The organism is Achromobacter sp. NCFB-sbj8-Ac1-l (assembly GCF_052695805.1).
The window spans coordinates 6127111-6152485 of the sequence record NZ_CP199812.1 but is presented as its reverse complement, the minus strand read 5'-3'; the positions used below and the strand labels follow the sequence as shown (position 1 = coordinate 6152485).

Sequence of the window (25375 nt, the reverse complement as noted above, 5' to 3'; positions counted from 1 at the left end):
GTCGCGCCACAAGTCGCTTCACACATTGCTTTGCGGGTTGCCTCTCCATGGGTCGACCCACCTCTACCGAGATTCGCCACGCTATGTCCAAGCTTCGCTCCGCAGTGCTCTGGTTGGTCCTCTACACGCAGATCTGGACGCCCGTCCTGGCGCAGACCTTGCCGATTTCGGTAGACCAGAGTGTCGGCGGGCAAAGACCCGTGGTGGGCGTGGCCAACGGCGTGCCGGTGGTCAACATCGCACCGCCCTCGGCCGGTGGGGTGTCCAACAACCACTACACGCAATTCAACGTCGGCCCGTCCGGTGTGGTGCTCAACAACAGCGGCGCGGCCAGCCAGACGCAGGTGGCCGGGCAAGTGGCCGGTAACCCGATGCTGGGCAACCAGCGCGCCACCACCATCCTGAACCAGGTCACGGCGCCCAATCCCTCGCAACTGCGCGGCATGCTGGAAGTCGCCGGCAATCGGGCGAACGTCATTGTTGCCAACCCGGCCGGCATCACCTGCAACGGCTGCGGGTTCTTGAATGCCAATCGCGCCACGCTGACTACCGGCAAGCCGGTCGTGGGGCCGGATGGTTCGCTGGGCTTTGACATTGCCAGTGGTCGCTTGGCGATCGAAGGCGCGGGTCTGTACGGCGCCAACTTGAGCCAACTGGACCTGCTGGCGCGCACGCTGGAACTGAACGCCCAGGTCTGGGCGGACCGCTTGAACGTGGTGGCGGGACCCGCCCGGGTGGGCTACGACGGTATCGACGTGTCGGCCCTGACCGGCGCCGGTGCTACGACTGGCGTATCCATCGACGTGGCCGCCTTGGGTGGCATGTACGCCAACAGCATCCGGCTCATCGGCACCGAGGCTGGTGTGGGCGTGAACATCGGCGGCAACCTTGCTGCGCTGACCGGCACGCTGACCGTCAGCGCCAACGGCGACGTCAAGATTCTGCCGTCCGGCCGCTTGCAGGCCGCCACTGACCTGTCGGTGCAGGGCGGGCGCGATATCGTCAACGAGGGCACAGTCACGGCGGGCGGCGCGCTGGCGCTCAATGCGCCGGGTTCAGTCGTCAACACCGGCGCCATGTCCTCGGCGGGCAACGCCAGTGTCGTGGCACGGCAACTGGATAACCTCGGTGCCTTCACCGCGGGCCTGCAGGCCGATGGCTCCATTAGCCCCTTGGGCGCGCTGAGCGTGCAGGTCAATAGCCTGCAGAACGCGGGCACGCTGATGGCCGGCGGCAACGCTACGGTCACGGCCGATGCGCTGGGTCTGTCGGGCGGAAAATTCGTCGCGGGCGGTGCACTGACGTTGGACGCCAACGGTGCAATCACCAATCGCGCCGGTTCCGTGTACGGCGGCTCGCTGCTGCTGCGAGCTTCCAGCCTGGACAACACCGGCGGCAAGCTCACCAGCGGGGCAGGGCTGACCGCCAACGTCGTGGGCGCAATCGACAATACGGCCGGCACCCTGGCGGGCGCCGGCGCGGTGGCCATCACCGGTCAATCCATCATCAACGCCGCAGGCGGCGTCGTCTCGGGCGACAGCGTGGCGCTGCGCGGTCCAGCCGGCATCAACAACCAAGGCGGTTCCGTCCAAGCCAATGGCGCGCTGCGTGTGGAAACGGCCGGCGCCTTGAACAACCAGGGCGGCAAGCTTCTGGGTGGCACGGCCGATATCCAGGCGACCAGCCTGGACAACCGCAACGGCGTTGCGCAGGCGGACGGCAAGCTCACCATCGCCAATACCGGCGCTTTGCAGAACCAGGGCGGTGGCCTCTTTGGCGGCTCAGCGGACATCAAGGCAGCCAGCCTGTCCAACACCGACGGCAAGGTCGTCAGCGGCGGCGCACTGGACGTGAACACCACCGGCAACCTGGACAACACCGGCGGCACCGTTGCCGCTCAAGGTCAGGCCACGCTGAACGCGCAAACCCTGTCCAACACCCGCGGCCTCATTGCCGCAGGCAACCTGACACTCAATACACAAGACCTGCTCGACAACCGCGCCGGCCTGATCCAGGCCGACAACCTCGTGGCCCTGAGGGCCGGCAGCCTGAACAACCGCGACACGCTGGCCAATGGGCTGGCCGGAGCAGGCGCCGCTACGCCTGGCGCCCTGGGCGTCATGGGCCAGCAGGTTGCCTTGAACGCCACGGCCATCGACAACCAATCCGGCCGCATCGGCGCGGGCCAGGACCTGGGCGTTGCCACCGGCACGCTCGACAACACGTCGGGCAATGTCTCGTCCGACGCCAACGCCAAGCTCGCGGTCAACAGCCTAACCAACCGCGGCGGCGCGGTGACGGCCGGCAGTTCCCTGGAACTGACCACCGACACCCTGGACAACGACGGCAAGCTCCACGCCGGCCAGGACCTGAAGATCACCGCCAACACGCTGACCAACCGCGCCACCGGCGAACTGATCGCTCTGCGCAACAACACCCTGGTCATCAGCGGCCTGCTGGCCAACGCCGGCCTCATCGATGGCGGCTACACCCGCATCACTGCGGGCGGCCTGACGAACACCGGCAGAATCTACGGCGACCGCGTCGGCATCCAGACGCCGACGCTCATCAACGACCCCAACGCCGTCATCGCGTCGCGCGGCGACCTGGACCTGGGCGTGGGCACGCTGACCAATCGCGAGCATGCGCTGATCTACTCGGCGGGAGACCTGCGCGTGGGCGGGGCGCTGGACGCAACGGGCAAGGCCACGGGGCAGGCGCAGTCGCTGGTCAATGAATCGGCCACCATCGAAGCCGAACGCAACGCGGATATCGCGGCGGCCAGCATCCAGAATCGCAACCTGCACTTCGCCAGCCAAGCGTTCGAGGTCAGCAACGAGGAAAAGTGGTTCTATCGCCTGGACGGCACCACCGAGATCGTCGACGGCGAAGGCATGTGGTTCTGCAACACCGTCAAATCCATCTGCGGCCGCGGCCCCAGATGGATGGGCCAGTACGACGAACGGCGCCTGTTGCTGCCGTCGACCCGCTATCCGGAAAGCCAGTACGGCCCGCCGTTTGACTACAGCAGCATTCAGGAAGATCAGCAAGGCCGTGCCGGCGTCAGCGCGCCGATCGGGCTGGCGTATATCCCGGAAGAGCCGTCGTGCGGCGGTGGCGATGCCGGGGCTTGCACCGTCAACGCCGCCCAGTTCTTCTACAAACCCGACGCCAAGATCTGGTCGGTCTTCGAGGTCGAGCGCCCCACCGGCATCAGGAAACCACCGTCACCGGATGACTGCGGCTTTCGCTGCCCTGCGGACCTGGCCCAGCAACAGGCCACCTACGAGCGCGACCTGCAGCTCTACGACACGTTGAACGAGAAGATCAAGGACTTCAACGCCGACTTCCGCAACAACCGCATGATCAAGGACTTCACCTTCTATGAAGTCACGCAGATCACAAGCGAAACCCGCATCACGCAAAGCGATCCGGGCAAGATCATCGTGGGCGGCAACGCGCGGCTGGCCGGCAACATCCTCAACGACAAGAGCCGCATCCTGGCCGGCGGAACCCTCAAAACCGAAGGCGGCACGCTCAGCAACGTCGGCGCCGAAGGCCTGCGCACGGTCGACCGCGTAGGCAACATGGCCTACACCTACGAGAGAAACGACTCGCGCAAATACAACTGGTCCGAGTACAACGCCACCGTCCTGGCCGAACGTATCGAAACCGGCTTGGGCGCCGCGCAAGGCAACACTACGGTATCGACGTCTGGCCAAACACCCGGCGCCAGCACCGTCACCCCGGCGCTGCCGCCGGCTAGCCTGACCCGCATCACGCTGCCGGGCAACAAGGCCATCACGGTGGTCGTTCTGCCGCCCGTCATCCCGACCAGCGCGCTGTACCGCGTCATGCAGGCGCCCAATGCGCCGTACCTGATCGCCACCGACAGCCAGTTCATCGGCTCGCGCTCGGTGGTGTCCAGCGACTTCCTGCTGCAGAAACTCAACCAGGACCCCGGCACGATCCTCAAGCGCCTGGGCGACGGCTTTTATGAACAGAAGCTGGTGGCCGAGCAGGTCATGCTTGCCAGCGGCCAGCGTTTCGTGGGCGACTACACCGACAACGAAACCCAGTACAAGGCCTTGCTCGCGGCAGGCGCCGACTTTGCCGGAAATTTCGGGCTGACCATCGGCACGGCGCTGTCCGAAGACCAGATGCGCAACCTGTCCAGCGACATCGTCTGGTTGGTGGAGCAGACCGTCACCTTGCCCGACGGCACCCAGCAAAAGGTGCTGACCCCGCAGGTCTACCTGGCGGTCAAGCCCGGCGACCTGCGTGGCGACGGCTCGCTGATCGCGGGCCGCGAGACCCAGATCAGCGCAACGGGTGATGTGAACAACAGCGGCACCCTCGGCGCGCGCAACGCGCTGGTCGTCGACGCGCAGAACGTGCGCAACAGCGTCGGCACCATGCAGGGCAAGACCGTCAACCTGAACGCGCGCAACGACATCGACAACCTGGCGGGTCTGCTCAAGGGCGAGTCGGTCTCGCTGGTTGCGGGCCGGGATATCAATCTGACGTCCAGCACGCAATCGAACGTGCGCGGGGGTATCAGCAACACGATCGTTGATGGCGTGGCACGCGTCGATGCGGGCACCTTGAGCGCGCAGGCGGGCAGGGATTTCAACGCCCAGGCTGCGGCTATCGCCGCCAAGGAAGATGCCACCATTCGCGCGGGCAACGATATCAACCTGACGGCTGCCGGAACGCGGTACGGGGAATCGCACGACTTCGGCAAGAAGAACCGGGCGGAGATGCGTACGACCACCGATATCGGCACGCAGATTGCCGCGGGCGGCAACCTGACGTTGATGGCGGTCCGCGATGTCAATGCCATCGCGGCCCAAGTGGCGTCCGACAAGCAGTTGGCCGTAGGGGCGGGCCGGGATATCAACGTGTTGGCGGGGGACTCTAGCGGGTACACCTACAACGAGATCTACTACAAGACCAAGGGGTTCTGGTCCAGCAAAACTACTCATCGCATCAAAGAGGCATCTTGGACAGCTCCGGTCGCGTCTACCTTTACCGGTGACACCACCATGCTGATGGCTGGCCGTGACGTCAACGTGGTGGGATCCAACGTTGGCGCCCAGAACGACCTGATCATGTCTGGCGAACGCAACGTCAACATCGTTGCGGGCGTGAACACGTCGGCAAATTACGACTACGAATACGTCAAGAAGTCGGGCCTGGGCGCCATGGGCGGCCTAAGCTATGGCACGCGTAAACAGACAGACATCCTGGACGGCGACAAAATCTTCCATACCGCCAGCACGGTAGGCAGTGTGCAGGGCGATACGCTGATCAACGCTGGGAAATCTCTTAATGTCGTGGGTAGCAACATCCTGGCGCGTCAGGGTGATGTCACCATGATCGGGCGTGACGTGAATATTGCGGCGGTGACGGACTCTGCCCGCGAGAAGGAATTTCACGAGATCAAGCAGTCAGGCTTCAGCATCAACGCCAGCACGCCCATTGTCAGTGCGATGCAGACTGCGGGACGAATGGGCGAGGCCGCTGGCAAGACCGACAACAAGGTCATGCAGGGCCTGGCGCTGGTCACAACCGGCGTGGCAGGTGTCAACGCTTTCGACGCCGTCATGGGAGCCAAGGACAAAGCGGGTGGTTTCAACATCAGCATCGACTTGGGCAGCAGCAAGAACCAGACAACCATCAAACGGGAATCCACGTCCGTGTCGGGTTCCAACGTTGCGGCTGGCAATGACCTGACCATTGTCGCCAAAGGCGGCGGCAAAGACTCTGACGTAACCGTGACAGGCTCTCGCCTGTCCGCCGGCAATAACGCTGTCATCAAGGCAGACGGCGACATCTTGCTGCAAGCGGCCAAGAACACGTTCGAGCAATACACGACCAATAAAAGCAGCAACGCCAGCATTGGCGTGGGCGTGACGGCTGGCAACAATGGATTTGGCATTGTGGTCAACGTGGCCGCCGGTGGTGCGCGGGGCTATGCCGATGGCAAGGATGCGAACTGGACGTACGCTAATGTCACGGCGGGCAACGTCTTGGCGCTGCAATCCGGAGGCAACACTTCACTGATCGGTGCGGTGGGCCAGGCCGAGCAGATCATTGCCTCGGTTGGCAACAACCTTCGCATCGAAACGCTGCAAGACACCAGCACCTACAAGTCCAAGCAGCAGAGCGTAGGCGTGAACGCCAGCATCTGCGTCTACGGTTATTGCAGTAGCAGCGTGTCCGCGAACGTGTCGCAGGGCAAGATGAACAGCGACTTCAAGTCCGCCACGGAACAGGCTGGCCTGAAGGCGGGGGATGGCGGCTTCATCGTTGACGTCAAGAACAACACGACGCTGATCGGCGGCGTCATCGCCAGCGGAGATCAAGCGGTCATTGATGGGCTGAACCGGGTCAGTACGGGCACTCTGGTCGTTCAGGATCTGAAGAACAGCGCCGATTACAGCGCCAGTCAGATCGCGTTGGGCGGCGGGTATGGCTGGGGTGATTCAAAAACCGGCGTGGGCATGGGCACCAACTCCAAGGGAGAGGTTGCCGGTGGTTCGAAGGCCGAAGCGGGTACGAAGATACCGACGACAAGTGGTGGGGCAGGGATGGGAGTGCCCGTCGTATTGGGGGCTTCCGGCAGTGCCAAATCCACCACAGATAGTGCCATCAGTGGCGGCGTGATCGAGATCCGCGACGAAGCGGGGCAATTGGCGCTTACAGGAAAAACTGCGGCGGAGACGATCGCTTCGCTGAACCGTGACACGTCATCGGATACGTTGAATGCGCTCAAGCCCATTTTTGACAAGGAGAAGATTGAAGCTGGCTTCGCGATTGGGGCTGAGGCGACGCGACAGATTGGGCAGTATTTGACTAATCGTGCTGCGGAAGCGGATGCACTGAAAAAGGCGATGCGCACAGAGAATGATCCTGCCAGATATGCAGAGCTTGAGCGGCAATACGAGGATGTCAAACAATGGTTGCCTGGTGGTACGTATCGTCAGTTCGCCAACGCCATCTTGGCTGCGACAGGCAGCAATGTGACAGGGGCCGCTACGGGCATCGCACAGAGTGCGATGGTCAGCTACTTGCAACAGCAGGGTGCGGCACAGGTAGGAAAATGGGTCAGTGAAGGATTGGTCAAAACCGGATCGGCAGAACACGCGGCATTGCAGGCCATCGTGGGTTGTGCCGGAGCGGCAGCAAGTGGCCAGAATTGCGCCGCAGGCGCGACAGGGGGAGCGGCTGCCGTTGTCATCAACGCGCTGCTGGACAGCACCAAGGGAAAGACCAACGAGGAGAACGAGGCTCGCCGCAATCTGGTGGCGTCGTTAATTGCTGGCGCGGCGGCGGTAGCGGGTGCTGATGGCATCGCTACGATCACCAATGCGGCGATTGCCGAGCTGGACAACAACACCCTGAACCTGGCGCATCATCAACCTCTTGTTGAGCGCTTGTCTCAGATCGAAAAACTGGACCCGCTGCAACAGGATGATCTGATGCAGCAGCTCAAGGCTGCGCATGCGGAAGGCACGCAAGCGGCCATGGATCAGATGAAGAGCGTCTTTGGTCCCGAGGAACTGAAGGAGACGCGAGATCAACTGGAGTCAATGCTCGGAAGCGGGTCAGCGTGCGGGCAAGTTCCTGTCTGCGCATTGCAACTGACGAGGTCCATCAAGGAGCTCGACGGCTTACTAGCTCAGTACAAGACACAACGCGAGCTGACACCGAAGGTCGAGGCGGCGCAGATTGTTTTCGACATTGCGACTAGCGGCGTTGTGGGGGCGGCTCGAGATGCGGCTATTGGCGTCATTCGTTTGAGCGCGACGCGCGCTGCGGGTGGCTCGTTGGAAATGACGGTTGCAAAGATGGCCTACGCGGATGGGGCATCTTGGACGGTACGAAATGCAGAGTTACTTGCCTCGGATGGCACTCTATTGGCACGTCAGAACCCTATCACAGGAAAATATGAGCGGGTTACGCCAAACATTCTGATCGGAGTTGAAAAGACTGGGACGGTCTGGGATTCTATTAAAGCAACACAGGGGACCTATCCGGGATCCGTAATTCCAAAATCCTTTGAAATGTCTTTACCCAATGGTCAGGCTGTTTGGGTTCATGGAAATGCTACGGAGCATTTGGCAGAGTTCGCTCAAATGAAAGCAATTAACTTTACACCTGAGGCCGTTAGATTGTCCTCCCAGCAGCAATTGAGTAGCCTCCAGGCCGCCGTGGATACGGCAACTAGAGGGGGGGTGTCATACGATAAAATTATTCACATCGACGGTTGGGAATTGAAATTCTCACCTGCTCGCGACCCGGGGGGGTTGCCAGCACTTATTCATGCTCTACCGAGGAAATGAAAAATGGATCTAGAAATATCGAGGCCAATGAGAATATCCTTCGATGTGCTTGAGATCGAGGAGCGCTTGCCATCAATAAAGCTCAGTTTTCATGTTGATTTTGTCGGGATGGCTTATTCGCTCAGCAATTTTGGCGAGATATGGGTGGCATGCAATGATTTTGATGGATTTGTTAATGGACTCGGCGTTAATGCGGATTCTCGATTTTCGAGCATAGATGGTAATTTTAAAATCGATATTTTTAAAAAAGAAGAGCAGAGTTTTTTTTCCTGGTCCAGTCGCAGGGAGACGATTCAGACAGCCGTGGTCGGTTCATTTTACGAGTCTCCTATTTCTAATGATGAAATATTCGCAATAAAGAATAATTTTCAGTCGTTCGAAAAATGGTGGTGAAAAGAAATGTGGTAAATAAAGTGTCTAAATAAGATACCGTCTTGCCCGTCAGGCGTTTAGCAGTAGTCGGGGCGGTATGGTGAGCGTGTTTTTAGTACACCGAAGCACAGATGAGCGAGCTTTCTAAAATAAGGTGTCAGACTCTGAGGTTTCCCCACGAATTCATCGGCACCCCTCAATGGATTCAGTAGTTTCCAGCGGTGTTTTCAGAAGTCCAAGCACCGACGTTTCATTCAGGACCAGCACTCGTTCGGCATAGACCATGGCCCCGAGCGTAAGCAACGAGATAGTGGGCCGGTCTTTCCGATTGTTCGATTCATAAGCCGGCCTCAGATTTCGGTTTTCGGCCAGCTTGCCCACGAGCCACAGCAGGAACGTCGCCAACGCGTGGATCAACAGCAAGATCTGCAGGCGGGCAGCGCCCGCGGTTTGGCTGTCTTCGAAGGAGAAGCCGAACTGATGGGATTTCAAACTTCGGAAGGTACATTCGATGCTCATGCGCTTGCGGTAGACCTGAACAATCTCGCACGCATTCGCATCGGTCAACGACCGCGATGCGCACAGTAACCACGGTTCGCTTTCCCGCCTGGCGCAGACCTCGCTGTGGCTGCTGCGCTTGCGTTGCTTGAACTGCGTCAGGGCCTGACGTTGTTGTGGCGGCTTTCGATACAGCACGAGCCGGGTTTGCACTGGGCAGGAACGGATCATTTCTTGCTCGCCCAGATCTTTGGGGCGAGCGTTCGCGTGAGCGTAATCGGCGGTGCATCGGCGCCATGGATCATCTCCCGACCGAAGAAACGTGCGTCCACGGATGCGACCTACCCAGTGCCAGCCCAGTTGATTAAGGTAGGCAAACCAAGGCCCACGGAACCCCGCATCGGTCACGACAATCGGCTGTTGACCTTCAGGCAATAAGGACTTGAGCGTGGTCAGAAACGTCCGTTCTACGCTCGGCGAGTTCTGATCGCGCAAGGGATGCACGCTCTCGTAGATGGGCACGGCAGCGCCGCGTATCCATAGTGCGGCACGCAACACCAACCAGCTCCGATCCGCCTTCAAATCGGACCAATCCACAAGAATCACCGGACGCTTGCCCTCGGCCATGTACTGTCGGCACAGCAACTGATAGAACATGGGACGCTCATCATGCAGATGACGGTTGCCAAGAAGCCTGTCCACGCGTTTGATCCGATGCCGTATCGCTTGCCCAGTCGGCAAGCCGCGCGCCAGTCCGCTGAGCGTCAACCGTCGCGTTGTCATCGCACTTCGCAATGTGCTTATCAAAGTCTTGAGCCGGTTCAAATGTAGGCTGGGGATCGAATCCTGAAGCAGCTTCTGCAATACTCCGACTGCATGCATGGCCTGTCTTCCTTCAAGCGGTTTGGTCGCCTGATGAAGGGTATAGGACTGGTGCCATGCACGCCCAGATCATCTACAAGCCAACCGCTTGACTCCGTCGCGCGCAACAAGCCATTGATTCAGAATGAGTTTCCCTGAAAATTCGTGGGGAAACCTCAGTCTCAGACTTATCTGATTGAGCTGCCCGCGCTCACGTTATAGATTGGCTGCTGGCCGTTCGCGACGCAGTCGCAGCACTTAATATCCCGGCCCCTCCGCCGTAGTACTAGAAACTTGCAGCCTGATAGCGATCGACCGCCTGGCGGCTCGGTGACACAGCGGCTTGGGACGATGGGCCGAGATACTTGGATCGACGCCAAGATTTTCTTGTCCTCCCGACCTTGCCGCCAAACAGGGCGAATTTCACCCATTCAAGATCGCCTTCATCGGATACCACCACGACCATGCAAGCCCTCAAATTGGCGGCCGTTGCCGCCTTATCGTTGCTGACCTCCGGCTGCGCATTCATCATGGGTTCGCCGGCCAAGCCGTTGGCGACAAATCCCGCGCCCGATGAGGTGATCAGCCCCGTGCTCGTGTACACGTCGGACTGCGATTTTCAGAAGCAGATCGACGACTCCGGATGGATCGGCGCCAGCACGGCGCTGCCGGCGTTGTATGCGGCCGAGGCCGTGTGCAAGGCGCTGAACGACGAACTGCCGGGTGCCATGGATGCGGCAGGCATCAAGGCGACATTCAAGCTGCGCAAGCCGGACCCGAAGTCCGCCCGGCCGCAGGCACTGAAGGAAGATGCGGCGGCCATCGGGGCGAAGTACGTCGTGGCGCTAGGTGAGCCGGGTGGCTTTGGCGGCTATCAGCAGTACGGGCCGTCGGTCGGCATCAAGGTGCGTTTGTACGACGCCGAGTCGGGCGAATACCGTGGCTATGACGAAGACACCTACCCGATTTCACTGCGTGATTTTTCCAATCGAGGCCCGGCCGCAGATGGCCTGCGCATTGCGGCGGATATCGCCAACAAGCTGGCGCATACGATGCGCAAGCGTTGTACCGAGGCCTATCCGTACCAGTGCGGCAAGACCGGGCTGTTCCGCCTGGCCGAACCGCGCGATGCCTATGGCAAGTGATTCCCCCCAAGTCCCAATGCCCTAATTGCCATACCCGGAATTCACAGACCGCGCTGCGTTGCACGGCCTGCGGCACGTCGCTGCATCAACAGCCCGACAACGCCGACGCGGTGTCATACCGTCGCGCGGCGTTCTGGGTCGACGCGCGGATGTTCTCGGGTATTGGCGCGGTGGTTGGCCTTGGGCTAGGCTGGTTGCTGCGCTATGCCTTGATGTCGGAAATGCGGATCTATCTGGATCAGCGCGAGCGTTACCTGCTGATAGCCGCGTCGGTCATCGTGGGGGCCGTATGCGGTGTTTGCCTGGCCGCGAAGCGGGCCGGGGCGGATGCCGTACGCAAACCGCTCAAGCCGCCCAAGCGGCACGCTCCGCCGCCGCCGCTGTCCAACCCGTGGGAACGCGACCATTGAATGCACGGGTCGAATCTCAACAGATTCGGGCAGGTCTACGGTCGGCTGGCCGCAAGCACCGACCATGCTGCGTGTCGACCGCCAGCCCCCCGGCAGACGGTCAACGCGCATTTGCCATCAACGCCCTTTGACCGGCACCGGGCAGGGCGTTATCTGGTCGGCGGGCAGCGGGCGTGTAGAGACCGCCCCGTCCGCGGTCACCAGCTCCCGCACCGTGACGGTGCCACCGATGAAGTGGGTTTCGTAGTCTTTGCCGGGCTGCAACGTGACGCTGACCCGCTCGTCGAAGGTCGGTTGGGTGATGATGACAGAAGGTCGGTAATCGACCCCTCCACCTGAACGGCCGATCAGGATGGGCACGTTGGCGGGCACGGCGTATTCCGCAAAATACTTGTCATGCATTTCGGGCAAGGGCATGCCGAGGGTTCTGGCTTTTTCGCTGCCGACCCATGACGGCCCTGCCTTGAGCACGATCGTCCGATAAGCGGGCCCGCCTTCGACGCGGCCTTGGCAGTTCTGGTTGAACGCCACCGTGACGTAAGGCCCCCAGTAGACGCGCAAACGCGCATCGGCCGCGGGGTCATAGGACTTGATCTGCTTGAAGGCGGCTGACGAGCAGCCGGCCAAGAATAGGACGGATGCCGCCAGGGCAATGCGACCCCACGGCTTGATTGCCGCAGGAGCCTGTCCGCTGACCCGATTGCTACGACGACGAGATTGCATGCTGCTTCCGATGGATTGAAACGTCGTGTTCATGGGCGATCAAACCGGCCATTCCCCCAACCGATACGCCGAGTCCCAGAACATCCATTCCAGCTGCGCCGCGTGCGTGTAGGCACGATGCATATCCTCGCGCGTCTGCGCCGAGGCCTTGTCGGCCGCCTGGTCCACCGATGCGATCACCTCGCGCACCAAGGTATGGAATTCTTCGCCAGCGTAGGTGTCGATCCACGCGCTGTACGGATTGGGACGCGTGGCGCGCGCGTGGATGTCGCGGCCGATTTCGGCGTAGATCCAGAAGCACGGCAAGAGCGCGGCCAGGGCCACGGGGTAGGGCGCGCTCCAGGCGGTGGCGATGAGAAAGCTGGTGTAGTGGTGGCTGGCGGGCGACAGCGGGGTGGATGCAAAGGTCTGGGCGTCGATGCCGAATTGCTTCATGAAGCCTTCATGCAGGCTGCGTTCGACCACCACGGCGTTCTTGGCGGCGTCGGCGAATTGCACGACACCGTCGGCGTGGTCGGCCTTGGCGGCGGCCACGGCCAGGGCGCGGCCGAAGGCCAGCAGGTAATGGGCGTCCTGGATCATGTAGTGGCGAAATGCCTGCTCGCTGAGCTGGCCGCTGGCCAGTTCCTGGTTGAACGGCATGGAGCGCGTTTTGTCGTACAGCGCGGCATTGCGCGCCCAGGCGTCAGAGCTGAAAGTCATGGCATTCCTCAAGGCAAAAACGGGCGGCGCGCCAGGGTGCGCGCCGCGGTGACGGGCCCCAGGGTATCAGGTGTTGCGCAATGCGCCGCGCCGGGGCCGGCAGCGGCAAGTGTATTCATTAATTGAGAATCATTGTTAATATGGCCGTCCTTTTGCCATGACGCGACGTTCGGCCCCATGTCCCGCTCCACCAACCCCCTGAAAGGTTGGCTCGCCTACTACAGCGAGCTGGTGGGGTCGTGGGCCAAGCGCAATTCGCGGCCCAGCGATGCCGAGGACGCGGCGCAGGACGTGATGGCGCACATGCTGGCCAATACGCGCGCGGCGGCGCTGGATGCGAAGTCGTATCTGTACCGGGCGGCGCAGAACCGGTTGATCAGCGAGATCCGGCGGCAGTCGCGTCACCCCGAGACGTCGCTCGAGTCGCTGTCGGCCGATGACCACCCGCTGTTGCACGATCCCGAAGCCGGGGTACGTGCGCGGCAACTGGCCGACGCCTTGGAACAGGCTCTGGCGAGCTTGCCGCTGAAAAAGCGGCAAGCCTATGTGTGGCACCGCCTGGAAGGCTATTCGCAGCCCGAGATCGCACAGCGCATGGGCCTGGCGCTCAACACGGTTGAACGCTATATCATGGACGCCACTCGCGAGATGCGCGAACAGCTTGAACGCTTCTGCCCGGATTGATCCGCCGCGCAATGACAGACCCCATCGACCCCGACCTGCTGCGTAACCCGCGCGACGCCGCCGCGTTCTGGTTCGCGCGCGTGCGCTCGGGGCAGATGGACGCGGTGCAGCAGCGGCAGTTCGACGCCTGGCGGCAGGCTGATCCCGCGCACGACCTGGAATACCGCCGCGCCTGCGGGGTCTGGAATGGCATGGCGCTGGTGGACCCGGCCAAGCTGCGTGCGCTGGCGGCCGAACCTGAGCCCGCGCGCCGTCGTTCCGGGTCGCGGCGCCCGTTGACGCTGGGGTTGGCGCTGGCCTGCGCCGCCTTGGTGGTCGGCGTCGCGCTGCCGCAATGGTTCGGCGCGTCGCCGACGTTTGCGCAGCAATACGCGACCCAGGCGGGGCAACGCCAACAGGCATCGTTGCCGGATGCGTCGGTGGTGGACATGAATATCGCGACCCGCCTGTCGGTGCGCTTGTACGCCGACCGCCGCGTGGTCGAGCTGGAGGCCGGCGAGGCGACGTTCTCGGTGACGCCGGACGCGCAGCGGCCGTTCTATGTCGAGGCGGGCGGCGCCACGATCCGGGTCACGGGTACGCGCTTCAATGTGCGGCGCGACGCCGATGCGGTGCGGGTGGCGGTGGATTCCGGCACGGTGGACGTGAAGGCCGGCCACTGGTGGAACCGCAGCCAGGTGCAGCTTGTCGGCGGCCAGGGTACGCATACGCTGGCGGACGGCGGCCTGTCGCCGTCGGCAAAGGTGGATGTGCCCAATCTGCTGGCCTGGCAGGCGGGCCAGGCGGTGTTTCGTGACCAGCCGCTGGCCGACGCGGTGGCCGAGATGAACCGCTATGGCCGCAAGACCATGCGCGTGGCCGACGCCAAGGTCGGGCGCATCCGGATTTCGGGGGTCTTCAATGTGGATAACCCGCAGGCCTTCCTGGACCTCTTGCCGGCGATTGCGCCGGTGCGCGTGCAGACGGCGTCGGACGGTGCCGTCACGATTCTAGGTCGTTGATTGCGCCCATTGCTGGCGCCACAGCTCAGAGCGATCGCGCCCTGACAGTTTCATTTGGTTTCAAATAAGCCCCGGATTTTCATCAGGGATTTGGCGCGCCACGGCGTCTTGCAGACAGGCGCGCTGATTGGCGTGGCCGCGCATCGCCAGCATTGCGGGCCGACACCTCGGCCGGCGAGCGTCGATTCCCAGAAAATCATCAGGAAAGCTTGTTCCGTGAACCGTAAATCCGTTGGACTCCGTTCTTGCACGCCGCCCGCCCTTGGCGCGGGCGCGTTGGCTTTGTCGTTGTTGCTGGCGGCGGCCATGCCGTTGACCGCCGTGCGGGCAGAGGAAGCGGCGCTGCAGGTCAACCTGCCCGCGCAGTCGCTGGAAAGCGCATTGATCCAGCTGGCCCGGCAGGCCTCGTGGGACCTGGCGTATTCGCCGGACGTGGTGCGCCATCTGCGGGCCCCGGCCGTGTCGGGCCAACTGACGCCCGACCAGGCGCTGCAGGCGTTGCTGGCGGGATCGGGGCTGGTCTATGAACGAAAGGGCAGCACGGTGGCGCTGTCGCGCGATCCCAATGACGCCAGCGTGGTGATGGAAAGCATCACGGTGGTGGGCAAGGGTAATGCCACGACGGAAGGCACGGGGTCGTACACCACCGGCGCGATGAATACGGCGACCAAGCTGCCGTTGACCATCCAGGAAACGCCGCAGTCGGTCAGCGTGGTCACGCGCCAGAAGCTGGATGACTTTGCGATGCAAACCATCGACGACGTGGCCAACAGCACCACGGGCGTCACGGTGAACCACTGGAGCAATGACCGCTCGCGCTATTTTTCGCGCGGGTTCACGATCAATACGTTCCTGCTGGACGGCATGCCGGTCACGTACGAGACGGATACGTCCACCTACAGCACCACGGCCATGTACGACCACGTCGAAGTGGTGCGCGGGCCGACGGGGCTGATGACGGGCATGGGCGACCCGTCGGGCGCGATCAATTTCGTGCGCAAGCAGCCGACCGACACGGCGCAGTTCATCCTGACGGGGCGCGCGGGCAACTGGAACAATTTCTCGGGAGAGTTCGATGCGGGCGGTCCGTTGAACGACAGTGGTTCGGTGCGCGGGCGGTTTGTGACGTCGCAGCAGTCGCGCGACTATTTCATCGACGGCTACAGCAGCCGCAAGCACCTGTACTACGGCGTGCTGGACATTGACCTCGCGCCGCGCACCACATTGAGCCTGGGCGGGCATTCCAACACCGAAGACAACCCGGGTTCCGAATGGATGGGCGTACCGACTGCGCCGGATGGCTCGCCGCTGGACATTCGCCGGTCGCGGCGATTCTCGCCGTCGTGGAGCTATTGGGACAAGAAAGAAAACAGCGTATTCGCCGAGTTGAAGCACACGTTCGACAGCGGCTGGGTAGCCAAGGCCGCCGCGCGCTCGGTGAATGCGAAGTCGGCGCTGGACGGCGCCTATTTCGTCAGCGGCAGCTACGACGAGCAGGGCAACATGCTGTACGACGTGATGGGCGGGCGCTACGACTACGACAAGAAGCAGCAGAGCTTTGACGTGTCGGCCCAAGGTCCGGTCAAACTGTTCGGCCGCTTTCACGATATTGCGCTGGGTGCGAGCTACCGCAAGGACACTTGGCGTGACGACGGCTACAGTTACCTGGATACGCCGGACGGCTATTACATGCTGGGCGGCGTCAATCCGTACACGTGGAACCCGGATTCGATTCGCCGCACCGATTTCGTGAAAGACACGCTGTGGCGCCGCGACCAGCGGTCGGAACTGACCTCGGCCTATGCCACGGGCCGCTTCCGCCTGGCAGATCCGCTGAGCATGATCCTGGGCGCGCGCCTGGATTGGTTCGACTTCGACAACAGCCAGTATCAGGGCGCCTGGAGCAGCCACCGAAAGTTCAGCGAAGACAAGCACTTCACGCCCTACGCGGCGCTGACCTACGACCTGAACGACAACCATTCGGTCTACGCCAGCTATTCCAGCATCTTCAAGCCGCAGTACTACCTGGACACGTCCGGCACGGTGCTCAAGCCGGTAGAGGGCACCAACTACGAAGTCGGGCTGAAGGGCAGCTACCTGGATGAGCGTATCAATGCCGCGATTGCGGTGTTCTCGACCACGCAGTCGAACCTGCCGCAGGCGGTGACCGACATCCCGTCGTGCTTTGTCGCCACCAACTGCTACCGGGCGGTGGGCAAGGTCAAGAGCGAAGGGGTGGAAATCGACGTCAACGGCGAGCTGCTGCCGCGCCTGAACGTAGGCATCGGCTATTCCTACACCCGCGCCAAGGTGTCGTCGGGCGGCATCGATGGCGCGCAGGGCCAGCCCTATGCCAGCTACATTCCGCAGCATCAGTTCAAGATCGCCGCCATGTATCACCTGTCCGGCGCTTACGAGAAGTGGCGGCTGGGCGGCGCGGTGCGCGCGCAAAGCAAGACGTCGACGCAATCGTTGACCGGCAGCGAAGGTTACGAGCTCAAGCAGTCGCCGTTCACGGTGGTGGACCTGGTGGCCGGGTATCAGGTGAACCGGCAGCTGGACATCCAGTTCAACGTCAACAACCTGTTCGACAAGCGCTACTTTGAATCGATGCAGGGCAATAACGGCGGCAACTACTACGGCACGCCGCGCAGCTTCCTGCTGACGACGCGCTACCAGTTCTAGGCAAGGCCGCCGGCGCACGCTCGCGTGCGCCGGCGATGCAGAACGCTTGGCGCGGCGGCCGGTGCCGGCCGCGCCCGACCGCCTTACTGCATGTACCACCCGTGGCTGACCACGAACGATTGGCCGGTGAACGCGGCGCTGGGGAAGGTGGACAGGAACAGCGCGGTCTGCGCCACGTCTTCGACGGTGGTGAAGACGCCGTCGACGGTGTCGCCCAGCATCACTTTCTTGACCACGTCTTCTTCGCTGATGCCCAGTTCCTTGGCTTGCTCGGGAATCTGCTTTTCGACGAGGGGTGTGCGCACGAAGCCGGGGCAGATGACGTGCGAGCGCACGTTGTGGGCCGCGCCTTCCTTGGCCAGCACGCGCGCCAGGCCCAGCAGGGCGTGCTTGGCGGCGACGTAGGCGGATTTGAGCGGCGACGCTTCGTGCGAATGCACCGAGCCCATGTAGATCACCACGCCGCCGCGGTTGTCCTTGTACATGTGCTTGAGCGCGGCCTTGGTGGTCAGGAAGGCGCCGTCCACGTGGATGGCCTGCATCTTCTTCCAGTCCGAGAATGCGAAGTTCTCGATGGGGTTCACGATCTGGATGCCGGCGTTCGAGATCAGGATGTCGATGCTGCCGTAGGCCGCTGCCACACGGTCGATGCCCTGGTTGACGGCGTCTTCGTTGGTGACGTCCATGGCCACGCCCATGGCCTTGCCGCCGGCCTGTTCGATTTCGCGGGCCACGGCGTCGGCGCCAGCCTGGTTCAGGTCGGCGATGGCGATGGCGGCGCCGGCGCGCGACAGCGTCAGCGCGATTTCCTTGCCGATGCCGCTGGCAGCGCCAGTGACGACCGCGACTTTTCCGTTCAGATTGCTCATGCTGGGAACCTCCGGGTAAGGATGCCGCGGGCCGGGTAGCGCCCGCGGATGCGTGGGGCATGTCTTGATGGTAGCGCTTGCGGATGAGAGCGGCCTGAACGCCCGGGCAGGGTAACTTTTTATGTCATTTGCTTCCGCCGGGCGGGCTGCGGCGGGCGTGGCATGTCAGGGCGGGCCGTGCAGCGTCCCAGGCGCTGTTACCAAGCGGGCCCGCGGGCCGAAATCGGTCATTGCCGGTTGGCTCCGGCTGCGCGAGAATCCGCCGGATTCAGGCCCGGCGACAGACCCAGGGGCCTTCATTTCTTACAGAGCGAAGACAAGCGTGTCATCAGTCATGAGCGGTCAGGTGGGTGTCGGGGCAGCGGGATCGAGGGCAGGGCGCGTGGCGCGCCGGCTGGCAGCCGGGGCCTGCCTGGGGTTGGCAGCGCTGTCGGCGCAGGCGGCCTACATCGTGGTGGACACGGGCCATACCCCCAGGCAACCGGGCGCGACGGGCGCCAGCGGCCGGGTCGAATATCAGTACAACCTGGACCTGAGCGGCGCGGTGGCCACGGATTTGAAGCTGCTGGGCGACCGCGTGACAAGGGTGTCGGCCGATGGCGCCGAGATCGCGCTGGGCCGGCGGGCGCTGACGGCGCCGGATGCGGACTTCTTCATTTCGATCCATCACGATTCGATGCAGCAGAAGTACATCGATGCGGGCCGACAGCGGGAATTCGCGGGCTTTGCCATCTTTGTGTCGCAGCTCAATCCCAAGTACGAAGACAGCCTGCGCTGCGCTCGCGCCATCGGCGAGGCGTTGGTGGCGGCCGGCGAGAAGCCGTCGCTGTACCACGCCGAACCGATCGCGGGCGAAAATCGCCCGCTGCTGGACCGCCGCCTGGGCGTGCATCGCTACGATGGCCTGGCGGTCCTGAAGACCGCGGCCATGCCGGCCGTGCTGGTTGAAGCCGGCGTGATAGTGAACCCCGACGAAGAGGCTCGCCTGGCCAGGCCTGAGACCATCCAGCGCCTGGCCCAGGCCATCGCGGACGGTACGCACGCCTGCCAGAAACGCTAGCGGCGGGCGGCGCGGGGTGGCATTGCCCGGCGGGATGGATAAAATCCGCTGCAATAGGCGTTCCGTGGATAAGGACTGATGATGCTGAAAAAGACACTGACGGCAGTAGGGTTGAGCGTGGCGATGTCCCTGGCGGCCCTGTCGCCGGCCACGGCGCAGACGCCGGCGGGCGCGCCGCGGCAAGAAGAACCTGAGCGCTACGGGCCGTTCTTCTTCCTGCCCAGCCAGCCCAATCTGCTGATCTACGTGGGCGCGGTGGGCGCCAACGACATGCTGAACCTGAAGAAGGCGCTGCGCGAGCATCCGACCATCTCCACCCTCATCCTGCAGAACAACGGCGGCGGCCTGGTCCATATCGGGCTGGTGGTGGCCGAAGAGGTCTACGAACGCGGGCTGAACACCTACATTCCCAAAGACAGCTATTGTGCATCGGCCTGCGCGTTCGTGTTCTTCGCCGGGCGTCAGCGCCTGGCCGAGGGCCGTCTGGGCGTGCATCAGATCACCGCGCCCGAAATGACCGGCGAGCAGGCGCAGTTCGGCGTGTCGGACATCGTGGCGACGCTGCCGAAGTACGGCGTGTCGGCCGACGTGCTGGGCATCATGTTCAGCACGCCGTCCAAAGAGATGTACTTTTTCTCGCCGCAGGAAATCATCAAGTACGGCATCAACCGCACGGGCAACGTGCAGACGGCCAGCAGCGCGCCGCAGCAGGCGGCCCCGCGCAGCGCACCCGTGCCGGCGCCTGCGCAGCAACCGGCTGCCGCGCCGTCGCAGGCCCAGGCGCCCGACGACGAACCGCGCCTGCCGCCGCGCAAGCCGGCTCAGTCCGCCCCTGCCCCGGCCCAGTCGGCGCCCGCGCCGGTGGCCAATCCCCAGATGCCCAAGGAAACCGCGCCCGCCGCGATTTCCGACGAGCAAAAGGCGATCAATGCCGCCGCCCTGATGATCCAGGCGGGTAGCGGCACCAATGAAGAAGCCATGAACTTCACGCGGGAGTTCTACGCCGATACGGTCGACTATTTCAAGAAGAAGCGCCCGAAGTCCGAGATCCTGGCCGACAAGCAGGCGTATTTCGCGCGCTGGCCGGTGCGCCGCTTCGTGGTGGACCAGAACTCGCTGAAGGCCAAGTGCCAGGATCAGATGTGCATGGTGGTCGGCCTGTACGACTACAAGGTATCCAGCCCGGAGCGCGGCAAGACCGCCACCGGGACGTCGAATTTCACTTACGTCCTTGACCTGCGCAACCGTTACCGCATCGTCATGGAAGACAGCGAAGTCATCAGCCGCTGACGCAGCGGCCGATGCCAAGGAGCATTGCAATGCGTTTGAAAATCCGCGCGACGCAGCTGTTGTGCGTCGTGGGCCTGGGGCTGATGTCCGCGCAGGCCATGGCCATCAATTGCCAGAAGGCCGGCACACCGGCCGAAAAATTGATCTGCTCTGACCGCAAGGCCGTGGCGGCGGATGCCGAGCTGAACCGGGCCTACGCGGCGCTGTTGAAGCAGGCGCCCGACGACGAGATCCGCACGGCGATCAAGGATGGCCAGCGGCAATGGGTGAACGCGCGTGACCGTGCGCTGGAACGGCTGGCCGACAACCCGGATTCGCTGCAGGATGATGACGCCACGCCGGGCAGCATCGCGGCCAAGCTGATCGCGGCTCGCACGGCAGACCTGAAGGCGCATCCGAAAAACAGCGCCACGCCCGCCATGATCGGTGCGGCGCTGCGCCAGCGGGAATTCCGCAAGCAGTTCACGGGCGGGCCGTTCTCGGGCTATGACGTGTCTTGCGACGTGTTGCCGCCGTATGAGGTCTACGGCTGCTTTGCAAGCCGCCATTACCAGAACAACGACCGTCTCTGCAGCGTGGACGACTACTGGGCCACGGGATCTGTTTACGTGCAGCGTTATGTGGCCAGGCTGGTGGACAACAAGCCGGTGCCGGTGGCCTCGTGCTCGTTCAATGGCAATGACGCCAACTGCCCGGGCAGCATCGCGGACGATGCGCACTGGAACACCGGCCCCGACGTACGCAAGATCGATTACCCCAAGTCGCCCCTGCCCAAGCTGGCCGTGGATATCGACGACAGCGACGACTACACGTGGCTGCAGGCCTGCCTGACGGACAAGACGTTCCCCCTGTCGAACCCGACATCCGCCGGCAAGTAGCGCGGCGTCAGGCCTTGGCGCGCCGCCTGGTTGTGGGCGGTATGGGGGCGCAGTACCGCCCGATCAGGCGGGCGTGTCCGCCACCAGCTTGCCGCTGGCGCGCAGCAGCAGGAAGCCCACCACGGCCGAGGCCACGGACCCGGTCAGCACGCCGATCTTGGTGGCATCGATGGCGGCCGGGTCGGTAAAGGCCAGCGCGCCGATGAACAGGCTCATCGTGAAGCCGATGCCGCACAGCAAGGCCACGCCGTACAGCTGCGTGAAGCTGGCATGGCGCGGCAGGCTGGCCATGCCGGACTTGATGGCCAGCCAGGCAAAGCCGAAGACGCCCAATTGCTTGCCCAGGAACAGGCCCAGCGCCACGCCCAGCGGCACGGGCTGCGCCAGGCTGGACAGGCCCATGCCGGCGAACGACACGCCGGCGTTGGCAAAACCGAACAGCGGCACGATCAGCAGGGCCACGGGCTTGTGCAGCGCGTGTTCCAGCGCATGCAGCGGCGAATGGGCCCCGGCGTGCCCCTGATTCTGCGGACGCAGCGGGATGCTCAGCGCCAGCGCCACGCCGGCCAGCGTGGCGTGCACGCCGGACTTCAGCACGAAAAACCACAGCACCGCGCCGATGAGCAGGTAGGGCGTCAGGCGCAGCACGCCGGCCCGGTTCAGGCAGAACAGGCAGGCCAGCAGCGCACCGGCCATGGCCAGCGCGAACAGGTTCAGCTCAGACGTGTAGAACAGCGCAATGATGACGATGGCGCCCAGGTCGTCCAGGATGGCCAGGGCGGTCAGGAAGATCTTGAGCGACGTGGGCACGCGGCTGCCCAGCAGGGCCAGGATGCCCAGCGCAAAGGCGATGTCGGTGGCGGCGGGAATGGCCCAGCCGCGCAGGGTGTCGGGGCTGCCCAGGTTGATCAGCACGTAGATCAGGGCGGGCATCGCCATGCCGCCCAGCGCCGCGATGCCGGGCAGCACGATGCGGGACACGCCGCGCAGTTGGCCGTCGAGCACTTCGCGTTTGATTTCCAAGCCGACCAGCAGGAAGAACACGGCCATCAGGCCGTCGTTGATCCAGTGCAGCACGGATTCCTTGAGGCTGACGGGGCCGGCTTGGAAGCCCAGCTTGGTGCCCAGAACGTCGAAGTAGTGCGGCGCCAGCGGGCTGTTGGCGATGACCAGGGCGGCCGCGGCCGCCAGCATCAGCACATAGCCGCCAAGGGCTTCGGAGCGAAGAAACGCCTGCAGAAATGAAACGGGCCGGGACGACGATTGGGGGGCCTGCAGGGTCACTGGAGCATCCTTTATTGCCTTTGAAGCGATTCAATTCAAGAAGCTGAATTTTACCTTAAAGGTGGTGGCTGGCCGTCAAAAATCGGGAATTTCGGTGAACGTCATGCTAACTATCGGAAATTTCTACAGGGCTGCGAAATCGGCGACTCAATGCCACAACAGCGCGTTCATGGCTTCGACCAGCCGGTTGCGGTAGCGCGGCAGCAGCGCCTGCACGCGGGCCTGGCGGGCGGCCCATTCGGCGGGTTCGCTGCCCTTGACGATGCGCGGGGGCGCCCAGATCGGATCGGGAAAATGTCGGTCGCCGCGCCAGCGCGGAATGACGTGCCAGTGCAGGTGCGGCACCATGTTGCCCAGCGACGCCAGGTTGATCTTGTCGGGCGACAGGATTGACTGCTGCGCTTCTTCCACGACGTACACGGCCCGCATCAGCAGCTCGCGGCCGTGGGTGGACAGGCTGGTCATTTCGGGCAGGTGGGCGTTCCAGATGACGCGGGTGAAGCCGGGGTAATCCGGGTCGTCGACTTCGATCAGGCGCAGGTGCGGCCCCCGCCACAGCAGCGTGCCGCCGTCTTCCTGGCAGAGCGGACAGTTGGGGTCGCGCGCGCTCACGGCAGCACCTTGCGGTATTGGATGAAGCCGGAACGGTCGGCGATGCGGTCGTACAACTGCATCGCGGTGGCGTTGGTTTCGTGGGTCAGCCAGTACACGCGGGCGCAGTTGGCGGCCGCGGCCTGGGCATAGACGTGTTCGATCAGTTTGCGGCCGGCGCCGGTGCCGCGGGTGTCCGGGTCGACGTACAGGTCTTGCAGGTAGCAGTAGTCGCCGGCGGTCCAGGTGGACCGGTGGAAGATCCAGTGCACCATGCCGACCGCCTTGCCGCTGTCGTAGGCCAGGGCGGCGTGCATGGGTTCGGCGGGGTCCAGGAAGCGCGCCCAGGTGTTGCGCGTGACGGCATCGGCGATGTCGACGCGGTAGAAGTCCTGGTAGCCCTTCCAGAGGGGCAGCCAGACGTCGAAGTCGGCGGGGACCACGGGGCGGATGTCGGCGGAACTCATGGGGGCGGGTCCTTTTGCGGATCAGAGTTGGCTTTCGAGGGTTTCGACGATGTGCCGCAGCACTTGAAGGCGAGCGTAGCGCTTGTCGTTGGCCGACACCAGATGCCAAGGGGCGTGCTGGACGTCGGTGCGGGCCAGCATTTCGTTGGTGGCTGCGGCGTATTCCTTCCACTTGTCGCGGTTGCGCCAGTCGTCGGGGGTGATCTTGAAATTCTTGAAGGGCGATTTCTCGCGGTCCTTGAAACGTTCAAGCTGCACGTCGGCGGTCACTGCCAGCCAGAACTTCAGCACCAGCGCGCCGCTGCCGGCCAACTGCGCTTCGAAGTCGTTGATCTCGGCGTAGGCGCGGCGCCATTGCGACGGCGGCGTGAGTTTTTCGACCCGCTCGACCAGCACCCGGCCGTACCACGAGCGGTCGAAGATGGCGATGCGGCCCCGGCGCGGCACGTGGCGCCAGAAGCGCCACAGGTAGGGGCGCGCCATTTCATAGCTGTTGGGCGCGGCGATGGGGGTGATGTCGAACTGGCGGGCGTCCAGCGCGTGGGTGATGCGGCGGATGGCGCCGCCCTTGCCGGCGGCGTCCTGGCCTTCGAAGACCAGCACCAGCGAACGATCCAGGAATTTCTTCGAGCGGGCGGCGCGCGCCAGCCGGCCTTGCAGCAGGCCGAGCTCGGATTCGTAGTCGTCGCGGTCGACCTTGGCGTCGTAATCCAGCTGGCCCAGGCGGTCCAGGATGCGGGCCGGGCCGGTGTGCGCCACGAACGACGGGGGAATACGCGGCACCGCGTGCTGGCGCATGGCGGCCAGCACGGCCTCGGCCGTGCGCGCGGCGCGCATGTTCTCGTCGGCGCTGGGAATGACGACCCAGGGCGCGTGGCCGCTGTCGGTGTGGTTGATGACGACCTGGCCGCTATTGCGGATGCGGTCGTATTTCTTGTGGACTTTCAGGTCCACCGGGCTGACCTGCCACGATGTTTCGGGGCTGGCCAGGAGGCGCTGCGCGCGAGCCTGCTGGGCTTCGGACGACAGGTGGAACCACAGCTTGATGATCTGCACGCCTTCGGCGGCCAGCATGGCTTCGAAGCGGCGGATGGCCACCGATTGCGCTTCGATGCTGTCCTGGTTGGGCTTCTTGCGCGCGGCTTCGCGGATCAGCGGCGTGTACCACGAGCCGAATACGATGCCGGTGCTGCCCTTGGGCGGCAGGTCTTTCCAGTAGCGCCACATGGGCGGACGCTCAAGCTCCTCGCCTTCGGGCGCGCCGTAGGCCAGCGTCTTGATGTGACGCGGGTCCATCCATTCGTTGAGCAGGTTGACCGTGGCGCCCTTGCCGGCGCCGTCGATGCCGGCCACCACCACCAGCAGGGTCTTCTCGGCCTTCTGCAAGCGCTGGTATTGCGCATTCAACAGCGCCACGCGCAGCCGCGCCTCGAGTGGCTTGAAGTCTTCTTTCGACAGGGTGGGGTCGGCTTCGGCTTCGGCGAACATAGGGGATCCGTCAGGTCGG

19 protein-coding genes are annotated in these 25375 nt (G+C 63.5%); 10 read left to right on the top strand and 9 right to left on the bottom strand.

Annotated features, from left to right (window positions below):
* Window positions 1–83: 83 nt before the first annotated feature.
* Together ACUDP5_RS28205 and ACUDP5_RS28200 are read left to right on the top strand one after the other, a co-directional pair.
* The gene (locus ACUDP5_RS28205) at window positions 84–8348 is read left to right on the top strand and encodes a two-partner secretion domain-containing protein (protein WP_445657800.1); all 8265 of its coding nucleotides are present in this window, start codon (window positions 84–86) and stop codon (window positions 8346–8348) included.
* Between the two features lie 3 nt (window positions 8349–8351).
* Complete coding sequence (locus ACUDP5_RS28200) at window positions 8352–8741, top strand: hypothetical protein (protein WP_445657799.1); 390 nt, start codon at window positions 8352–8354, stop codon at window positions 8739–8741.
* 162 nt (window positions 8742–8903) lie between these two features.
* On the opposite strand, the gene ACUDP5_RS28195 is transcribed toward ACUDP5_RS28200, so the two are convergent.
* The gene (locus tag ACUDP5_RS28195) at window positions 8904–10100 is read right to left on the bottom strand and encodes an IS4 family transposase (RefSeq protein ID WP_445657798.1); all 1197 of its coding nucleotides are present in this window, start codon (window positions 10098–10100) and stop codon (window positions 8904–8906) included.
* A gap of 344 nt (window positions 10101–10444) precedes the next feature.
* On the opposite strand from ACUDP5_RS28195, the gene ACUDP5_RS28190 reads away from it, so the two are divergent.
* Window positions 10445–11224 carry a hypothetical protein gene (locus ACUDP5_RS28190; RefSeq protein ID WP_445657797.1) on the top strand — a complete coding sequence of 260 codons (780 nt, stop codon included), beginning with the start codon at window positions 10445–10447 and terminating at the stop codon, window positions 11222–11224.
* Window positions 11221–11634, top strand: coding sequence for a zinc-ribbon domain-containing protein (locus ACUDP5_RS28185; RefSeq protein ID WP_263912937.1), 414 nt, complete (start codon window positions 11221–11223; stop codon window positions 11632–11634). Before ACUDP5_RS28190 ends, ACUDP5_RS28185 begins: the two co-directional genes overlap by 4 nt.
* Window positions 11635–11751: 117 nt before the next feature.
* Here the strand turns inward: ACUDP5_RS28185 and ACUDP5_RS28180 are convergent, their stop codons facing one another.
* Both ACUDP5_RS28180 and tenA read right to left on the bottom strand, forming a co-directional pair.
* Entirely contained in the window at window positions 11752–12390 is a 639-nt protein-coding gene (locus ACUDP5_RS28180; protein ID WP_445657796.1) for a hypothetical protein, read from the bottom strand.
* A 6-nt stretch (window positions 12391–12396) separates the two neighbouring features.
* Window positions 12397–13059: a thiaminase II gene (tenA, locus tag ACUDP5_RS28175; RefSeq protein ID WP_175196629.1), complete on the bottom strand. Its 663-nt coding sequence runs from the start codon at window positions 13057–13059 to the stop codon at window positions 12397–12399.
* A 177-nt stretch (window positions 13060–13236) separates the two neighbouring features.
* Here tenA and ACUDP5_RS28170 point away from each other — a divergent pair, with 177 nt between their 5' ends.
* Complete coding sequence (locus ACUDP5_RS28170; protein WP_025136607.1) at window positions 13237–13743, top strand: RNA polymerase sigma factor; 507 nt, start codon at window positions 13237–13239, stop codon at window positions 13741–13743.
* An 11-nt stretch (window positions 13744–13754) separates the two neighbouring features.
* Window positions 13755–14744: a FecR family protein gene (locus ACUDP5_RS28165; RefSeq protein ID WP_445657795.1), complete on the top strand. Its 990-nt coding sequence runs from the start codon at window positions 13755–13757 to the stop codon at window positions 14742–14744.
* 50 nt (window positions 14745–14794) lie between these two features.
* Here the strand turns inward: ACUDP5_RS28165 and ACUDP5_RS28160 are convergent, their stop codons facing one another.
* The gene (locus ACUDP5_RS28160; RefSeq protein ID WP_445657794.1) at window positions 14795–15052 is read right to left on the bottom strand and encodes a hypothetical protein; all 258 of its coding nucleotides are present in this window, start codon (window positions 15050–15052) and stop codon (window positions 14795–14797) included.
* Here ACUDP5_RS28160 and ACUDP5_RS28155 point away from each other — a divergent pair.
* The gene (locus ACUDP5_RS28155) at window positions 15051–17429 is read left to right on the top strand and encodes a TonB-dependent siderophore receptor (protein ID WP_042884606.1); all 2379 of its coding nucleotides are present in this window, start codon (window positions 15051–15053) and stop codon (window positions 17427–17429) included. The two genes, ACUDP5_RS28160 and ACUDP5_RS28155, sit on opposite strands and share 2 nt — an antisense overlap.
* A gap of 83 nt (window positions 17430–17512) precedes the next feature.
* Here the strand turns inward: ACUDP5_RS28155 and ACUDP5_RS28150 are convergent, their stop codons facing one another.
* The gene (locus ACUDP5_RS28150) at window positions 17513–18298 is read right to left on the bottom strand and encodes a 3-hydroxybutyrate dehydrogenase (protein ID WP_025136604.1); all 786 of its coding nucleotides are present in this window, start codon (window positions 18296–18298) and stop codon (window positions 17513–17515) included.
* Between the two features lie 334 nt (window positions 18299–18632).
* Here ACUDP5_RS28150 and ACUDP5_RS28145 point away from each other — a divergent pair, with 334 nt between their 5' ends.
* The 3 genes from ACUDP5_RS28145 (at window position 18633) to ACUDP5_RS28135 (ending at window position 21526) form a co-directional block, all read left to right on the top strand.
* Window positions 18633–19358 (top strand): N-acetylmuramoyl-L-alanine amidase family protein, encoded by a 726-nt coding sequence (locus ACUDP5_RS28145; protein ID WP_445659222.1) that lies wholly within the window; start codon window positions 18633–18635, stop codon window positions 19356–19358.
* 78 nt (window positions 19359–19436) lie between these two features.
* Window positions 19437–20648, top strand: a complete 1212-nt coding sequence (locus tag ACUDP5_RS28140; protein ID WP_445657793.1) for a hypothetical protein — start codon at window positions 19437–19439, stop codon at window positions 20646–20648.
* 29 nt (window positions 20649–20677) lie between these two features.
* Window positions 20678–21526, top strand: a complete 849-nt coding sequence (locus tag ACUDP5_RS28135; protein WP_263912934.1) for a DUF1311 domain-containing protein — start codon at window positions 20678–20680, stop codon at window positions 21524–21526.
* A gap of 63 nt (window positions 21527–21589) precedes the next feature.
* On the opposite strand, the gene nhaA is transcribed toward ACUDP5_RS28135, so the two are convergent.
* From nhaA to pap, 4 genes are all read right to left on the bottom strand, one after another.
* On the bottom strand, window positions 21590–22810 hold the full coding sequence (nhaA, locus tag ACUDP5_RS28130; protein ID WP_445657792.1) for a Na+/H+ antiporter NhaA: 1221 nt from the start codon (window positions 22808–22810) through the stop codon (window positions 21590–21592).
* 147 nt (window positions 22811–22957) lie between these two features.
* Window positions 22958–23422: an HIT family protein gene (locus ACUDP5_RS28125; protein ID WP_445657791.1), complete on the bottom strand. Its 465-nt coding sequence runs from the start codon at window positions 23420–23422 to the stop codon at window positions 22958–22960.
* Window positions 23419–23868 carry a GNAT family N-acetyltransferase gene (locus ACUDP5_RS28120; protein ID WP_263912931.1) on the bottom strand — a complete coding sequence of 150 codons (450 nt, stop codon included), beginning with the start codon at window positions 23866–23868 and terminating at the stop codon, window positions 23419–23421. Before ACUDP5_RS28120 ends, ACUDP5_RS28125 begins: the two co-directional genes overlap by 4 nt.
* Window positions 23869–23889: 21 nt before the next feature.
* The gene (gene pap, locus ACUDP5_RS28115; protein WP_445657790.1) at window positions 23890–25356 is read right to left on the bottom strand and encodes a polyphosphate:AMP phosphotransferase; all 1467 of its coding nucleotides are present in this window, start codon (window positions 25354–25356) and stop codon (window positions 23890–23892) included.
* Window positions 25357–25375 lie beyond the last annotated feature (19 nt).

What these genes read in the sequence shown, in the direction of transcription:
- ACUDP5_RS28145 (WP_445659222.1), top strand. Translation starts at nt 18,633, where the DNA reads ATGAGCGGTCAGGTGGGTGTCGGGGCAGCGGGATCGAGGGCAGGGCGC.
- ACUDP5_RS28165 (WP_445657795.1), top strand. Translation starts at nt 13,755, where the DNA reads ATGACAGACCCCATCGACCCCGACCTGCTGCGTAACCCGCGCGACGCC.
- ACUDP5_RS28135 (WP_263912934.1), top strand. Translation starts at nt 20,678, where the DNA reads ATGCGTTTGAAAATCCGCGCGACGCAGCTGTTGTGCGTCGTGGGCCTG.
- ACUDP5_RS28120 (WP_263912931.1), bottom strand. Translation starts at nt 23,868, where the DNA reads ATGAGTTCCGCCGACATCCGCCCCGTGGTCCCCGCCGACTTCGACGTC.
- ACUDP5_RS28140 (WP_445657793.1), top strand. Translation starts at nt 19,437, where the DNA reads ATGATGCTGAAAAAGACACTGACGGCAGTAGGGTTGAGCGTGGCGATG.
- ACUDP5_RS28195 (WP_445657798.1), bottom strand. Translation starts at nt 10,100, where the DNA reads ATGCATGCAGTCGGAGTATTGCAGAAGCTGCTTCAGGATTCGATCCCC.
- ACUDP5_RS28180 (WP_445657796.1), bottom strand. Translation starts at nt 12,390, where the DNA reads ATGAACACGACGTTTCAATCCATCGGAAGCAGCATGCAATCTCGTCGT.
- ACUDP5_RS28200 (WP_445657799.1), top strand. Translation starts at nt 8,352, where the DNA reads ATGGATCTAGAAATATCGAGGCCAATGAGAATATCCTTCGATGTGCTT.
- ACUDP5_RS28150 (WP_025136604.1), bottom strand. Translation starts at nt 18,298, where the DNA reads ATGAGCAATCTGAACGGAAAAGTCGCGGTCGTCACTGGCGCTGCCAGC.
- ACUDP5_RS28205 (WP_445657800.1), top strand. Translation starts at nt 84, where the DNA reads ATGTCCAAGCTTCGCTCCGCAGTGCTCTGGTTGGTCCTCTACACGCAG.
- ACUDP5_RS28160 (WP_445657794.1), bottom strand. Translation starts at nt 15,052, where the DNA reads ATGGCCGCCGCCAGCAACAACGACAAAGCCAACGCGCCCGCGCCAAGG.
- tenA (WP_175196629.1), bottom strand. Translation starts at nt 13,059, where the DNA reads ATGACTTTCAGCTCTGACGCCTGGGCGCGCAATGCCGCGCTGTACGAC.
- ACUDP5_RS28155 (WP_042884606.1), top strand. Translation starts at nt 15,051, where the DNA reads ATGCCGTTGACCGCCGTGCGGGCAGAGGAAGCGGCGCTGCAGGTCAAC.
- pap (WP_445657790.1), bottom strand. Translation starts at nt 25,356, where the DNA reads ATGTTCGCCGAAGCCGAAGCCGACCCCACCCTGTCGAAAGAAGACTTC.
- ACUDP5_RS28170 (WP_025136607.1), top strand. Translation starts at nt 13,237, where the DNA reads ATGTCCCGCTCCACCAACCCCCTGAAAGGTTGGCTCGCCTACTACAGC.